The sequence below is a fragment of the Bradyrhizobium sp. 139 genome (genome assembly GCF_023074175.1).
Classification (GTDB): Bacteria; Pseudomonadota; Alphaproteobacteria; order Rhizobiales; family Xanthobacteraceae; genus Bradyrhizobium.
Genome location: NZ_JADPKS010000123.1, coordinates 54,450 through 69,694, shown reverse-complemented (window position 1 = coordinate 69,694; position 15,245 = coordinate 54,450). Strand labels below are relative to the sequence as shown.

Genomic DNA, 15,245 nt, shown 5'->3' with positions numbered 1-15,245 from the left:
ATCCGACGTCCGAGAGCTGGCGCGTGGGCGATCATTCGACGGGAGAAGCCTTCATGCGGTGATCCTCCAGCGGCAGGCCGAGCACGGCCTGGATCGCGCGCGCCAGGAACTGGAGCGTCAGCAGCAGCATGCCGAAGGCGACGACCGCTTGCGGAAACCACAGCGGCGTGTCGCTCGAGGTCGAAACCTGGCCGCGCACATAGGCGCCGAAGGCGAACTTCGCCATCGCCGAGGTCAGGAACGCCATGAAGGCGAAGCCGGCCGCTGCCGAAAGGATCTCGAGCGCATACCGCACCGGCGCAGGAGCGTTCTTCAGAAGCAGCACGACTCGGATGTGGCCGCCGACGCGCAAGGTCATGGCGGCGCCAAAGGTGAAGGACGCCGCCATCAGATAGGAGGAATATTCCCACGCGATCGAGATGGTCGGCGGGAAAAACGGCAGGAAGTTCGAGAGGAAGCGGGTTGCGACCTCGCACAGCATCAACAGCGTCAGCATCAACAGGCAGCCGCCGCCGATCCAGCCGTCGAGCCGGCCAAGACGGTCGATGCCGTCGAGCAGCATCCGCAGCGGCGCCGGCGCCGCTGCGTTGAGACTCTGCGGGGCCGCGGGCGAAACACTGACCATGACCGGCCCTCAGCGCTTCATTTCGGCGAGATAGGTCTTTACGGGCTTATCGGCTGCCGGCACGCGCTTCACGAACGCGTCGAGCTGCGGCGCGGTCTTGGCTCGAATGTCCGTGATCATCGCCTCCGAGACCGGCACCACCTCCATGCCGCCCTCTTTCAGGCGGTTAAGGCTGTCAACGTCCGCCTTGAGCGAGTTCGCCCAGAAGCCCGGCTCCATCTTCGCCGCAACCCCCGCGACGAGTTGTTGCTGGTCGCTCGATAGCGCCTTCCAGGAGTCGAGATTGACGGTGAGCATCTGCGAGGACCAGACGTGGTTGGTGGGGTAGATGTACTTCAAGAACTCCCAGAACTTGCCGTCGACGCCCGACACCGCAGAAGTGGAAACGCCGGAGACCGCACCGGAGGCCAGCGCAGGGATCGTCTCGCCCCAGGGGATCATCACCGGCGCCATGCCGACCACGGCCAGCATGTCGACCGCGTTCTTGTCGGGCACGCGGATCTTGATGTTCTTCAACCCGTCGACATCGGCGACCTTGACCTTGAGGTGCAAATACTGCGTCGGCCACGGCACGATGTAGAGGATCTTCTGGTTGTTGCGTGCGGCGACCTTCTCGTATTCGGGCCGCACATATTTGTGCAGCACCTTGAGCTCGTCCATCGAGCCGCAGAGGAAGGGAATGCTCTCGACACCCATGAACGGCTCGTCGCCGACCTGCTGGATGTTGAGGACGTCCGCGAGCGGCACCAGGCCGTCGCGCACGGCGCGCAAATGCTCAGGGCCCTTGAAGCCGAGCTGACCGCCGGCCTTCACGGTGATGGCGACCGAGCCGCCGGTCTGCTTCTTCACCTCTTCCGCGAAAGCCATCGCGTTCTGGGTGTGGAAGTTGCCGTCCGGCCACACCGTCGACATGTCCCAGCTCACCGTCGCGGCCCGCGCGCGGGTCGAGATGTGGCCGGCGGCGAGCAGCGTCGCTGCGCCCGCGGTGAAATTTCGTCGCGTGATCATAGGTCCCCTCCGTTTTGCTATCGCGCAAGCCTTCGGCTCGTCACTGCGCGAGCCCATAAACAGCAACTGCATTCTCTGAAGACACGAGGCCGCTTTCGATGTCGTCCTTGACGGCCGCGCGATCGCGCTCGGCGGGCGCACCGATGCCGGCGCCGCCCGGCGTCAGCACCACCAGCCGGTCGTCCGGCGGCACCTGCTGAAAGCCCTTGCCGCGCAGCTTCTTGCCGGACTTCAGGCCGACATAGCCGGCCTCGCCATTCTGGCCGCCATCGCGCCCGCGCGGCGGATGGTCGATGCGGTCGAACGCAGCCAGGATATCGAAGGGCGCATCGACGCCGCTGCCGACCTCGATGATCTGGCCGAGGCCGCCGCGCGAGCGGCCTGCCCCGCCGGAATCCGGACGCAGCTCCTTGCGCCAGAAGATCAGCGGCGTCTGTGTCTCCGCGATCTCGACCGGCGTGCCGCGCACGCCACTGGGATAGGCGGTCGCCGACAACCCGTCCTTGGCAAAGCGTGCGCCGGTGCCGCCATTGCTGGTCACCGCCATCGAGAATCCGTAATTGCCGCCGGCGCCGGAGCGGGTCTGCCCGCGGACGTTGAGATTCCACAGGCACGAGGTGCCTTCCGCAGGCACGCGTTCGGGAATGATCTGGCGCAGGCAGCCGAACACGACGTCGGGCAGCATCTGGCCAATGATGTGGCGCGAGGCGACCGGCGCGGGTTTCGGCGCATTCAGGATCGCGCCAGGGGGCGCCGATACCGTCAGCGGCGAGAGCGAGCCGGCGTTGTTCGGGATCTGCGAGGCGACCACGCAGCCGAGACCGAACACTGTGTAGGCGATGGTGTAGGACAAGGGCACGTTGATGCCGAATTTCGAGGCGGCCGAGGTGCCGTCGAAATCGACGTGAATGCCCGCGTCCGAAATCGTCAGCGTTGCGGCCAGCGTGACCGGTGCGTCATAGCCGTCGACGACCATGGTGTTGCGCCAGCTACCCCTCGGCAGTTTTGCGATCTCGGCCAGCACGGCCTCGCGCGAGCGGTCGCAGATGTAGTCGCCGAGCTCGTCGAGCGTGTCGATGCCGAATTCGGTCATCATCTCGACCAGGCGCTCGCAGCCGACGTCATTGCAGCCGGCCAGCGAATAGGTATCGCCCTCGGTGTCGATCGGCAGCCGTGTGTTGGTGCGAATCATCGCCATCAGCGTCTCGTTGACGACGCCCTGGTCGATCAGCTTCAGCATGGGGATGTAGAGCCCCTCCATGAACACGTCGGTGGCGTCGGGCCCAAAGCCGATGCCGCCGATGTCCATGAGATGGCTGGTGCAGGAGAACAGCGCGACCGGCTTGCCATCCTTGAAGCAGGGCGTGGTGACGACGAAATCGTTGAGATGGCCGGTGCCCATCCAGGGATCGTTGGTGATGTAGGCGTCGCCCTCTTTCATGGTCTCGATCGGGAAATGCGCAATGAAGTGCTTGACCGATTCCGCCATCGAGTTGACGTGACCGGGCGTACCGGTCACCGCCTGCGCCAGCATCCGCCCACTGAGGTCGAACACGCCGGCCGAGAGGTCGCCGCATTCGCGCACGATCGGGCTGAAGGCCGTGCGCAAGAGCACCTGCGCCTGCTCCTCGACCACGGCGATCAGCCGGTGCCACATGATCTGGAGATCGATCAGGCTCGCGCCGCTTGCCTTGCTCATGATCAGGCCGCCTTCCGTTCCATGACGATGCTGCCGGCACCGTCGATATGGGCGTCAAAACTGTTGGAGACGAATGTCGACGTCTCGTCCTCCGCGATCACAGCCGGACCCGCAATGGTCGCGCCGGGCGCCATGTCCTCGCGGCGGTAGAGCGGGATCTCGATCACCTCCCCGGCCCGGCCGTCGAAGAACCTGCGGCTGCCGGAGGCTTCGCCGGCGGGCTTGCGCGTAACGTCGGCAACGCGCGGCGGATTACGCGCCTCGGTGGTCGCGAGCACGGACCAGCTCAGGACTTCGATCGCAGCGCCCGGGATCGCCCGCTCGAACATCCCCGCATACTCGGCCTCGAACTTCTGCCGCACGCCAGCAAGATCGGTCGTCGTCAGCCGCCGGTTCGGCAGCTCGACCGAGATCTCGTGGCCCTGGCCGACATAACGCATGAAGGCCGCGCGGCGTTCGCGCACCGGCGCACCGGCGGCACCCGGCTCCACCAGCGCGCGCGCCTCGGTCGCCATCTCCTGCAAGAGATCAGAGACCGCCTCGGTGTCGAAATCATCGAGCCGCACGTGACGGCTGCGCACCAGCTCATAGGCGATGGGAGCCGCCAGGAATCCGACGGCCGAGCCGACGCCGGCATTTGCCGGCACGATCACGCGGGAGACGCCGATCTTCTCGGCGACGCGCGCCGCATGCAGCGGTGCGGCGCCGCCAAAGGCGATCAGCGTGTGCTGGCCGACGACCTCACCGCGCTCGACCGCATGCACGCGTGCCGCACTCGCCATGTTTTCGCAGACGACCTCATGCACGGCATAGGCCGCGGTTTCCGCCGACAGGCCGAGCGGCTCGCCGACCTCGCGGAGCAGCGCCTGTTTCGACAGCTCCGGATCGAGCTTCATCGTACCGCCTGCGAAGTCGTCGGGATCGATCATGCCGAGTGCGACGTCGGCATCCGTCACCGCCGGCCGCTGGCCGCCGCGGCCGTAGCAGGCGGGGCCCGGCTCCGACGAGGCGCTCTCGGGACCGACGGTGACGCGCTTCATGGCGTCGACATGCGCGATCGAGCCGCCGCCGGCGCCGATCTCGACCATCTCGATGACGGGGATGCGCACCGGCAGGCCCGAGCCTTTCAGGAACCGCGCGGCGCGATCGACCTCGAACACGCGCGAGGTCTCGGGCTGGTATTTCTCGATCAGGCAGATTTTTGCCGTGGTGCCGCCCATGTCGAAGGACAGCACCTTGCTCTCACCGAGCCTTGCGGCGATCTGCGCCGCGAAGATCGCGCCGCCGGCGGGACCGGACTCGACCAGGCGCACCGGAAAACGCCGCGCCGTCTCGATCGAGGTGACGCCGCCGCCGGAGGTGACGAGATAGATCGCGCCGCGGAACTGCTCGACCAGCAACGCCTCGGCCATGCGCGCGAGGTAGCCGTCGATCAGGGGCTGCACATAGGCGTTGGCAACCGCGGTGGACGTGCGCTCATATTCGCGGATCTCCGGACACACCGCAGAGGACGCGGTCACGGAGATGCCGGGCATCTCCTCAGTGAGGATGGCGGCGGCGCGGCGCTCATGCTCGGGATTGGCGTAGGAATGCAGGAACGCAATAGCGACGCTCCCGACGTTCAGCGCGCGCAATTTCGGCGCGAGTGCACGCACTGCCGCTTCATCCAGCGGGAGGCGAACAGCGCCATGGGCATCGATGCGCTCGGGCACAGTGAAGCGCAGGCTGCGCGGCGCCAGCGGCCTCGGCTTGTCGATGCCGAGATCGTATTGGTCGTAGCGGCTCTCGGTGCCGATATCGAGCACGTCGCGAAAACCTTCGGTCGCAATCAGCGCCGTCTTGGCGCCGCGCCGCTCGATGATCGCATTGGTCGCGAGCGTCGTGCCGTGAATAAAGACGTCGATGTCGCTGATATGGGCACGCGCATCGGCGAGAATGAGACGCATCCCATCCAGCACCGCTTCTTCGGGCCGCGCCTGCGTCGTCAGCAGCTTGCGCGTCTTGCGCGCCTCACCCACGTCCAGCACGATGTCGGTGAACGTGCCACCGATATCAACGGCAAGCCGCACCTCGGCTCCCTCAAGCATTCCAAAATTCTCCGTGCTGATCGTCAAGACTCAGGGCGAAACTGCAGCAATTTCCATGCCATCCAGCATGTCAAAGCGCTGCGCCCGGCTATTCTGCTTGGCACCTATGCAATAGGCAAGACGTCTTCGTCGCGTGCGCTTTCAGAGCAGGAATGCAAGCGCCGCTTCGCAGTGCTCCTCGACCTTGAGCGTCAGCAGATCGTCGGCGCGGGTACGTCCGAGATTGACCGCGGCGATCGGAATTTCCCTCCGCGCAGCCGCCTGCACGAAGCGGAAGCCGGAATAGACCATCAACGAGGAGCCGACGATCAGCATGGCGTCAGCCTGCGTCAGATGATCCTGCGCGGAGGCAACCACGTCGCGCGGAACGTTCTCGCCGAAGAACACGACGTCGGGCTTGAGGATGCCGCCGCAGGCTTCGCAGGCCGGCACCTTGAACGACGAAAAATCCGCGTGCTCGATATCGGCGTCGCCGTCCGGCGCGTCCGTGGCATCGAGCGTCAGCCATTCCGCATTGGTCCGGCCAAGCGTATCCTGGAATTCGCTGCGCGGGGTCTTGCGCCCGCAGCCCATGCAGCGCACCAGATCGAGCCGGCCGTGCAGGTCGATCACCTGCCGGTGGCCAGCGGACTGATGCAGCCGGTCGACGTTCTGGGTCAACAGCATCCCGCACCGCCCGTTTGCCTCGAGCCGGGCGAGCGCATGATGCGCATCGTTCGGGCGGGCCTGGCCGAAGCGCCGCCAGCCGATCAGGCTGCGCGCCCAATAGCGCTGGCGCGTATGCTCTTCCGACATGAAGGCCTGGAAGTTGATGGGCTGGGTCCGCTTCCATTTGCCGTGGCCGTCGCGATAGTCGGGAATCCCCGAATTGGTGCTACAGCCGGCGCCGGTCAGCACGAACAGACGCTCGTGCCGGCCGACGAAATCTTCGAGCGGACGGTATGCCATGGCGCAGATGTAGTCTGCGCCGCCAGGTTTTGCCATATGGGCAAGCGGCGCCTTAGCTCGCCCAGTTCTCGCGAAATTCCGGGAACAGCGTCAGGCCTCCGCAGGCATAGATGGTCTGCCCGGTGATGTAACTCGCATCATCCGAGGCGAGGAAGGCGAACACGGCCGCGATCTCTTCCGGGGTACCGACGCGGCCGAGCGGAATGTGGCTGCTGACCACGCCGCGCTTTGCGGGATCACCGGTCCAGGCCGCGTTGATCGGCGTGTCGATCGCGCCAGGCCCCACCGCGTTGACGCGAATGCCCCGCCCGGCGAACTCCAGCGCCAGTGTGCGCGTCAGATTGGCCATGCCGCCCTTGCTGATCGAATAAGCGAGATAGCCGGGCTTCGGAATGATCTGGTGGACGCTGGAGCAATTGATGATACTGCCGCCTGCGCCGCGCGCGACGAAATGCGCGAGCGCCTTCTGCGCGCAAAGCACGGCGCCGTTGAGATTGACCTCGATGATGCGGCGATAGGTTGCGACGTCGAGCGCCTCGCTCGGCGACTCCCGCTGGAAGCCCGCATTGTTGACGAGGCAGTCGAGGCGCTTCCAGCGCGAAAGGATCGTCTCGAACATCGCCGCGATCTCCTGCTCGTTGCCGACGTCGGCCTTGACGACAATGTGATCGAGCTTGCCAGGGCCGCGGTCGCCCGACGCCGTCCGAGCAAGCGCGAGCGTCTCCTCGGCCCCTTCAGGGTGATCGAAGAAGTTGATGGCGACGGTTGCGCCTTCCTGCGCGAGGCGTATGGCGACGGCGCGGCCGATGCCTTGCGAGGCGCCGGTCACCAGCGCGTATTGGCCGACGAGGCGGGAGGGAAACGGGGTCGAGCGATTGGTCTGCGACATGGGCTTGCTTTCTCCGGAATGCAGCATCATCGGTGGAACCGGAATTTTGTTCCATCCTCCAGCGCATCGCTGGGATTCATTCCGCGCGGCGCGCCAAGGGCGAGGTGAGGATCTGGTATAGGATGATGGCGCCGAAAGTTGCGGTGCCGATCCCGCCGATCGTGAACGCGCCGAATTTGAGCGTGAGATCGCCGGCACCTGCGGTCAGGGCCACGGCGACGGTAATCAGGTTTGCGGGATTTGCGAAATCAACCTTGTTCTCGACCCAGATCCGGCCCGCCATCGCGGCGATCAATCCGAACAGCACGATCGAGAGGCCGCCGATGACAGGGCCGGGGATCGACAGGATCAGCGCGCCGAATTTCGGCGAGAAGCCGAGCACGATCGACACCGTGGCCGCGAACGCAAACAGCAAAGTCGAATAGACCTTCGTCGCCGCCATGACGCCGATGTTCTCGGCATAGGTGGTGACGCCGGTGCCGCCGCCGCAGGCCGCGACGATCGTCGCGAGACTATCGGCGAGCAGGGCGCGCCCAAGATAGGCATCGAGGCTCCGGCCCGTCATGGCGCCGACGGCCTTGATGTGACCGAGGTTCTCGGCGACGAGAATGATCGCAACCGGCGCGATCAGGAAGATTGCATCGGCATGGAAGCTCGGCGCAGTGAACTTCGGCAGGCCGAGCCACGGCGCGGCCGAGAGCTGCGCGAAGTCGACCGGCTTGCCGAAGCCGAGGCCGTTCGCGAACAGCAGGTACAAAAGATAGCCGCCGATCGCGCCAAGGATGATCGGCAGGCGGCGCCAGAGGCCCGGAGCGGCAACGGCAACCACGCCGATGATCAGAACGGTCGCGAGTCCGATCCAGGTGTCGAACGCGTTGGCGCTCACTGCCTTGACCGCCACCGGTGCGAGGTTGAGGCCGATCGCGGCGACCACGGCGCCGGTCACGGCCGGCGGCATCAGGCGCTCGACCCAGCCGACCCCCGACCACATCACGATCAGCGCGATGACACCGTAGAGCACGCCGGCGCCGATGATGCCGCCGAGTGCGACGGAGAGATTCGGATTCGATCCATGCCCGGCGTAACCGGTGGCGGCGATGACGACGGCGATGAACGCGAAGCTCGAGCCGAGATAGCTCGGCACGCGCCCCGCGACGATGACGAAGAAGATCAGCGTGCCGATGCCGGAGAACAGGACCGCAACATTGGGATCGAACCCCATCAGCAGCGGCGCGATGATCGTCGAACCCGACATTGCGACGCAATGCTGGAGACCGGAGACAACGGTCTGGCCCCATGACAGCCGCTCCTCGGGCATGATCACGCCCGAGGACTTGAGTTTCCAACGTGGAAAATAGACCTGCGAAGAACGGCCTTGCGCTTGCTCGTCCGAGCCTGTGATCGTCATGGTCCCCTCAGTTGCGGTGCAGCGATCGATCTTCGTGCGATCAGACAAAAATGTGATTGTCGCTTCTGCGGCGGCCATCACATGATGCAAGTCAAGCAAGATCCAGAAGCTTGCAAAATCAATGCGTTCCGGGACCTACAATATGACACAAGTCGCGATCCAGCCAGCCATACACCGCCGGCATCAGCCCTGGTACAAGATCCTCTACATCCAGGTTCTGATCGCGATCGCGCTCGGGGTGCTTATCGGCTATTCCTATCCCGATCTCGGCAAGGCGCTGAAGCCGCTCGGCGACGGCTTCATCGCGCTGATCAAGATGATGATCGCGCCGGTGATCTTCTGCACCGTGGTGCACGGCATCTCCTCGATGGGCGATCTCAAGCGCGTCGGCCGGGTCGGGCTGAAGTCGCTGATCTATTTCGAGACGGTCTCGACCGTTGCGCTCGCGGTCGGCCTGCTCGTCGGCGAGGTGCTCCAGCCCGGGCACGGCTTCAACATTGATCCCGCCACGATCGATCCGAAGTCGGTGGCGACCTACGTCACCAAGGCCAAGGAGGAAGGCATCGTCGCCCATCTGATGGCGATCATCCCCGACAGCTATCTGGGCGCGATCGCGCGCGGCGACCTGCTGCAGGTGCTGCTGATCTCGATCCTGTCGGGCTTCGCCATCGCCTTCCTCGGAAAGGCGGGCGAACCGATCGCAGACGCCATCGACAAGGCCGCGAAGATGTTCTTCGGCATCATCCGCATCATCGTCCGCGCCGCACCGATCGGCGCGTTCGGCGCGATGGCGTTCACGGTGGGCGCCTACGGCCTCGGTTCGCTGCTCAACCTCGCAGCCCTGATCGGCACGTTCTACCTGACCAGCATGCTGTTCGTGCTGATCGTGCTGGGCTCGATCGCCCGGCTCGCCGGCTTCTCGATCCTGCGCTTCATCGCCTATATCAAGGACGAGCTCCTGATCGTGCTCGGCACCTCCTCGTCGGAGACGGTGTTGCCGCAGATGATCCAGAAGATGGAGCATCTCGGCGCTTCGCGCTCGGTGGTCGGCCTGGTCATTCCGACCGGTTACAGCTTCAACCTCGACGGCACCAACATCTACATGACGCTGGCGACGCTGTTTTTGGCGCAGGCGACCAACACCCATCTGACGATCTGGCAGGAGCTCGGCATTCTGGGCATCGCCATGATCACCTCGAAGGGCGCCTCGGGCGTGACCGGCGCCGGCTTCATCACGCTTGCCGCGACGCTCTCGATCGTGCCCGACATCCCGATCCAGTCGATCGCGATCCTGGTCGGCATCGACAAGTTCATGAGCGAATGCCGCGCGCTGACCAATCTGATCGGCAACGGCGTCGCCTGCGTCGTCATCAGCCTCTCCGAAGGCGAGCTCGATCGCGACGCGTTGCACGAGACCATGGCCCATCCGCTGGACATGGGTGAGGCGCTGGAGCCGGGCGGCAGCGCATAGATCGAAGGCAGGCGCGGGCCGGTTCCGACGCGGTAGTTTCCCGGAGTGGTCAATTGGTGCGGCACGCGTCACAACAATGGCGTTGGGATCACCGATTGATATTCAATCTTTTCACCCGACGCGCTGGGGGCAGGGCGTCGGGTTTTTGTTGTCGACCAATGTGCCTGAGAGGGCCGAGTCGGCGACCAGCTCGACCCTGCGCGTGATACCGATCGCCTGCAAGAATGCCTCGTCGTGACTGACCACGAGCAGCGCGCCGTCATAGGCTCTCAGGCCCGCTTCGACGGCTTCGATGGAGTCGATGTCGAGATGATTGGTCGGCTCGTCCAGGATCAGCAGGGACGGCGGCATCGACCCGCCCAGCACGCAGGCGAGGCCCGCGCGAAACAGCTGCCCCCCGCTCAGACTCCCGACGATCTGCAAGGCGGCATCGGCGCGAAACATGAACCGGGCCAGGGCAGCATGGCACTCGTTCGCACCCGCCATTGGATCGAGACGCGCAAAATTGTCCAGAATGGACATCGCGGGATCGAGCAGGCTGACCTTCTGGTCGAACAGCGCAAACTCCGGCCTGACCCGGACGGAGCCCGAGAGCGGGCGCAGCTCGCCCGCGATGAGTTTCAGCAGCGTCGTCTTGCCGGAGCCGTTGGGTCCGGCCAGCGCGACCCGTTCCGGCCCAACGACGGCGAATGAGAGATCGCGCAAAACCGGCTGCTCCGGCTGATAGCCGGCGCTGACGCGATCCAGCCAGAGCACCTCTCTGCCCGCCGGCAAATTCGTCGACAGCAGTTTCACGGACAGCGGCTGAAGTATCTCGATGCGCCGGCGCGCCGCGTCGACGGCCTCGAGCGCTTCGGCGCGACGTCGCTCGGCGATTTGCGCGTTCTTGCCGCCGGTGTCCTCGCTGCGGTCCTTGCGCGCGCCGGCCAGGATGCGCGGCATGTCGCCCTTGGCCCGCTTCTTCCTACCACCGCTGTCCTTGCGTGCCTTCCGTTCGGCTGCCTCTTGCGTCTTCCCGTCGATCTCGGACAGACGCCTCTCGGCGTGCGCGAGGTCGTGCCTGATGGCGGTGAGTTCGGTGGCCTTCTGCTCGCGATATCTGCTCCAATTGCCGCCATATCGCGTCGCCCCAAGCGACGTCAGCTCGACGATCGCATCCATCGTTTCGAGCAAGCCCCGATCATGGCTGACGACAATCGCGCCGCCGCGCCAGGCGGCGAGGAGATCGGTCACGGCCTTGCGTCCGTCCTGGTCGAGATTGTTGGTCGGCTCGTCCAGCAGCAGGAAGTCCGGCTGTGCGAAAACCAGCGCAGCGAGACGGGCCCGCGTGACCTGTCCGCCGGACAGGCAGGACAACTCCGTATCGGGAGAAGGCCCGAACCCGAGGCGCGCCAGAGCAGCCTCAAGCCGCGCTTCGAGCGTCCAGTCGATCTCGGCGATATCCTCGGCCGAGGCATCGCCCCGCTCCGCACGGCGAAGCAGCTCCAGCGTCTGCCGCGCATCGAACAGGTCGGCCACCGTCGCACCCGCAGGCATTTGCACGTCCTGGCGCAGCAGGCCGATGGTCCCGTTGATCAGAATGCGTCCGGACTGGGGAGCACGCTCCCCGGCAATCGATGCAAACAGGGTGGTTTTTCCGACGCCATTACGGCCGACGAGGCCGGTTCGTTCGGCACCGAACGTCAGATCGATGTTGGAAAAGAGAGCGCGGCCGTCAGGCGTGAACAGCGACAGGTTCGACAGGATGATTGAAGCAGGCATGGAATTCCCCGTGAGCAAGGCAGGTCGGCTTTGCGGTCGGGGTAAAATCCATGGCTGCTAATTCCTGATTGGGAGCTGGCTTAACTAAACCTGCCGGCGGACGAGATCAAGCCGTATCGGCTCCGCCGGCGAGCATTTCAGTCCTTGAGCGCGGTGACCACCACCTCGATCAGCGCACCGCCGCCGAGATCGGCGACGCCGACGGTGGCGCGCGTCGGCAGATTGTCGCCGAAGAATTCGGTCCAGGCCGCGTCCATCTCCTTCTTCTTAGAGAGATCGGTAACGAAGATCGAGGTGCTGACGATTCGGCTCTTGTCGGTGCCCGCTTCCTTTAGAAAGCCGGCGATCTTGCTGAGGATGTTGCGAGTCTGCTCGCCCATCGAGACGGAGGTGTCGTCGGCGATGGTGCCGCCGATGAAGACGAAGCCGTTGGCTTCGACGGCGCGGTGCATGATGGGGGTGCGGATGCTGCGGGTGATGCTCATGATGTCCTCTTGTTGCTAGAGTGTGGAAGGATGGAAACGGTCGATGCCGAGACCGCTGACACGGGTCTGGGTGCCGCCGTTGACGATCAGCTCCGCCATGACCGCGCCGGCGCCGGGACCGAGCTGGAAGCCGTGCAGCGAGAAGCCGAACTGGTGATAGAGGCCCTTGTGGCGGGTGCTCGGGCCGAACACTGGGATGTCGTCCTTCATCTTCGCCTCGATACCGGCCCAAGCGCGCATGATCGTGGCATCGCGCATCACCGGAAACAGCTCGAACACGGTGCGGGCGCTGGTCGCAAGGCTCTTCCAGTCCAGCACCGTCTCGTTGCGGTCCTGATAGGGCCTCGCCAGATGGCCGCCGCCGATCAGCACGGTGCCGTTGGTGAATTGCTTGAAGGACAGTTTGCGCCCGCGCAGGATCACGACGGGATCGATGAAGTGCGGCACGCGCGAGGTGATCATCAGCATCGGCGCCACGGTCTCGACAGGAACCGGCTCGCCGAGCGCAGCCGCGATCGTCCCGGCCCATGCGCCGGCGGCGTTGACGAGCACCGGTGCAGCATAGCTCTCAGTGCCGACATCGACGTACCAGAGGCCAGCGCTGTGCCGGATGTTGCTGGCAGCCACGCCCTCGCGCACCGTCGCGCCGAGCTGCTCGGCCTTGCGGCGGAACGCGCTCGTCGTCTGCGCCGGATTGGCCGCGCCGTCGCGGCGCGAGACCACGCCGCCGGGACAGGTCTCTGCCACCGCGGGCACCAGCCGCCGCAGCTCGGTGGCGTCGATCAGCTCCTCATGGGTGAAACCGAGCGCGTTCAGCTCGGCGACGCGGGCGCGGCAGACGGCGAGCTCCTCCTCGTTCTCGGCGACGAGCACCTGACCGTAACTCTCAAAGCTGCAATCGTCGTCGAGGAGATCGGTGATCTTCTCCCAGATCCCCATCGAGCGGATCGAGAGCGGGATCTCCGGAATGTGCCGCGCAAGCTGGCGGACACCGCCGGCATTGACGCCGGACGCATGGCGGCCGGCGTAGTCTTTCTCGATCAGCACCGGCTTCATACCAGCGAGGCACAGATGCAGCGCGGTCGAGCATCCGTGGATGCCGCCGCCAATGACGATCGCATCCACGTTTCTGGTCACCCGCGCACCACCGCCTTGACGTCGGCCTCGCTCTTGGGAATGGCAGCGAGTTCGGCCAGCGTGATCGGCTTGACCGGCGCGCGCAGCCGGTAATAGCCGATCTCCTGCGGGGTCTTAGCCCGGGCCTGCGCCATCAGCTCGGTGACAGTGAGGCCGCAGAGCCGGCCCTGGCATGGGCCCATGCCGGTGCGGCGATAGGCCTTGAGCTGGTTGGGCCCGGTGGCGCCAATCGCGACGGCATCGAGAATGTCCTTGGCGGTGACTTCCTCGCAGCGGCAGACGATGGTGTCGCCCGCGGGAATACGGAATTGCGGGGCGGGGCGGAACAGTGTGTCGAGGAAGACGCGGCCGCGCTCGGCCTTGGCGAGATCGGCGCGGAGCGTCGCCATCGGCGCAAGCTTCGCAGCAGCCGCGGGCGCCAAAACTTCCACCGCCGCGCGTGCAGCGATGCGGCCCCGAACCACGGCGGCCATCGCACCACCAATGCCGGCGCCGTCGCCGGCGATCGCGATGCCGGCGACCGTTGAATTGCCACTCGCGTCGAGCACCGGCGACCAGCACAATTGCAGCTCGTCCCAGCGATGCTCGATCCCGGCGGCCATCGCGAGATTGACGTTGGGCACGACGCCCTGATGCAGCAGCAGCAGATCCGCCGGGATGGTCTCGCGTTTGCTGCCGGCAACATAGCTCACGTTCGTGAGCCGGCCATCACCCGATGCCGAGAGCTCGGTCACGCCTGACACGACCTGCACCTTCGCCTTCACCTCGCGCATCATTGACAGGCCCTTGGCGAAATAGGGCGAGGTGAGGAAGGCAAAGGCATGCGGCAGCGCCGCGAAATAATTGCTGCGCGCGGTGGTGTCGAGGATGCGGTCGATGCGGCCGCCGAGCCGCAAAATCTGCGCGGCGAGCAGCCACAGCAGAGGCCCCTGCCCGGCGATCACCGTGCGCCCGTCCGGCACCAGCGCCGACGATTTCAGCATGGTCTGCGCAGCACCCGCGGTCATCACGCCCGGCAGCGTCCAGCCGGAAATCGGAAACGGCCGCTCCAGCGCGCCGGTCGCGAGGATCACGCGCTGCGCCTTGACGAAGGCGGACGCGCCGCCGACCGAGACGGCGATCTCGAGGTTGCGATCAAGGCTCCAGACTGTCGCGCGATGGATGATTTCGGCATCGCTCGCGCGCAGCGCCTGCACGAGATCGGCGCCCGCCCAATAGTCGGCGCCGAGCTGATCGCGCTCGGTGACAGGCGTCGAGGCGATGGCGCGAAACACCTGGCCGCCGGGACCGATGTTCTCGTCGAGCAGCAGCGTCGACAGTCCGGCTTCGGCGGACGTCGCAGCGGCAGCGAGGCCCGCAGGCCCAGCGCCGATCACCACGACGTCATAGGTTTCGCGCTTGGGAGCCATGGTCATTTTCCAATCTCCCGCTTGCCCTTCTGGATTTCGACCTGCATGCCCTCGGCGACAGGCACGAGACAGCCCTGGCGATTGCCGACACCGTCGATGGTGACGAGGCAGTCGAAACACACGCCCATCATGCAGTAAGGCAGACGCGGCGCGCCGCTGACCGCGGTGGATCGCCGCGCGTCGCAGCTCGAGGCCAGCAGCGCCGCGGAGACGGTGTCGCCCTGACGCGCCGCAACGGCAACGCCGTCGACGAAGATCTGCACTGGCGGCCGTTTGTCCTGTTCGGATCGTCTAAACATCTTGGTTCCTTCAATATCC

The 15,245-nt window shown here is 65.5% G+C and carries 13 protein-coding genes; 1 reads left to right on the top strand and 12 read right to left on the bottom strand.

The window, feature by feature from the left end:
* Positions 1-31: 31 nt before the first annotated feature.
* From IVA80_RS28175 to IVA80_RS28145, 7 genes are all read right to left on the bottom strand, one after another.
* Entirely contained in the window at positions 32-625 is a 594-nt protein-coding gene (locus IVA80_RS28175) for a TRAP transporter small permease (RefSeq protein WP_247437744.1), read from the bottom strand.
* A gap of 9 nt (positions 626-634) precedes the next feature.
* Positions 635-1,633 carry a TRAP transporter substrate-binding protein gene (locus IVA80_RS28170; RefSeq protein ID WP_247437741.1) on the bottom strand — a complete coding sequence of 333 codons (999 nt, stop codon included), beginning with the start codon at positions 1,631-1,633 and terminating at the stop codon, positions 635-637.
* A 40-nt stretch (positions 1,634-1,673) separates the two neighbouring features.
* Positions 1,674-3,332: a hydantoinase B/oxoprolinase family protein gene (locus IVA80_RS28165; RefSeq protein ID WP_247437740.1), complete on the bottom strand. Its 1,659-nt coding sequence runs from the start codon at positions 3,330-3,332 to the stop codon at positions 1,674-1,676.
* A gap of 2 nt (positions 3,333-3,334) precedes the next feature.
* Positions 3,335-5,419, bottom strand: coding sequence for a hydantoinase/oxoprolinase family protein (locus IVA80_RS28160; protein WP_247437738.1), 2,085 nt, complete (start codon positions 5,417-5,419; stop codon positions 3,335-3,337).
* Positions 5,420-5,560: 141 nt separating this feature from the next.
* The gene (locus IVA80_RS28155; RefSeq protein ID WP_247437839.1) at positions 5,561-6,367 is read right to left on the bottom strand and encodes an NAD-dependent protein deacetylase; all 807 of its coding nucleotides are present in this window, start codon (positions 6,365-6,367) and stop codon (positions 5,561-5,563) included.
* Positions 6,368-6,419: 52 nt separating this feature from the next.
* Positions 6,420-7,256: an SDR family oxidoreductase gene (locus IVA80_RS28150; protein WP_247437735.1), complete on the bottom strand. Its 837-nt coding sequence runs from the start codon at positions 7,254-7,256 to the stop codon at positions 6,420-6,422.
* A gap of 76 nt (positions 7,257-7,332) precedes the next feature.
* Positions 7,333-8,664, bottom strand: coding sequence for a solute carrier family 23 protein (locus tag IVA80_RS28145; protein ID WP_247437733.1), 1,332 nt, complete (start codon positions 8,662-8,664; stop codon positions 7,333-7,335).
* Between the two features lie 142 nt (positions 8,665-8,806).
* On the opposite strand from IVA80_RS28145, the gene IVA80_RS28140 reads away from it, so the two are divergent.
* On the top strand, positions 8,807-10,135 hold the full coding sequence (locus tag IVA80_RS28140) for a dicarboxylate/amino acid:cation symporter (protein WP_247437731.1): 1,329 nt from the start codon (positions 8,807-8,809) through the stop codon (positions 10,133-10,135).
* Positions 10,136-10,246: 111 nt separating this feature from the next.
* Here IVA80_RS28140 and IVA80_RS28135 read toward each other — a convergent pair whose 3' ends face one another.
* The 5 genes from IVA80_RS28135 to IVA80_RS28115 form a co-directional block, all read right to left on the bottom strand.
* On the bottom strand, positions 10,247-11,896 hold the full coding sequence (locus tag IVA80_RS28135) for an ABC-F family ATP-binding cassette domain-containing protein (protein ID WP_247437729.1): 1,650 nt from the start codon (positions 11,894-11,896) through the stop codon (positions 10,247-10,249).
* A gap of 137 nt (positions 11,897-12,033) precedes the next feature.
* Positions 12,034-12,381 (bottom strand): RidA family protein, encoded by a 348-nt coding sequence (locus IVA80_RS28130; RefSeq protein ID WP_247437726.1) that lies wholly within the window; start codon positions 12,379-12,381, stop codon positions 12,034-12,036.
* 15 nt (positions 12,382-12,396) lie between these two features.
* A complete protein-coding gene (locus IVA80_RS28125) occupies positions 12,397-13,518 on the bottom strand; it encodes an FAD-dependent oxidoreductase (protein WP_247437724.1) in 1,122 nt (373 codons plus the stop codon).
* Positions 13,515-14,933 (bottom strand): NAD(P)/FAD-dependent oxidoreductase, encoded by a 1,419-nt coding sequence (locus IVA80_RS28120; RefSeq protein WP_247437723.1) that lies wholly within the window; start codon positions 14,931-14,933, stop codon positions 13,515-13,517. Before IVA80_RS28120 ends, IVA80_RS28125 begins: the two co-directional genes overlap by 4 nt.
* Positions 14,930-15,226 (bottom strand): (2Fe-2S)-binding protein, encoded by a 297-nt coding sequence (locus IVA80_RS28115; RefSeq protein WP_247437721.1) that lies wholly within the window; start codon positions 15,224-15,226, stop codon positions 14,930-14,932. Before IVA80_RS28115 ends, IVA80_RS28120 begins: the two co-directional genes overlap by 4 nt.
* Positions 15,227-15,245 lie beyond the last annotated feature (19 nt).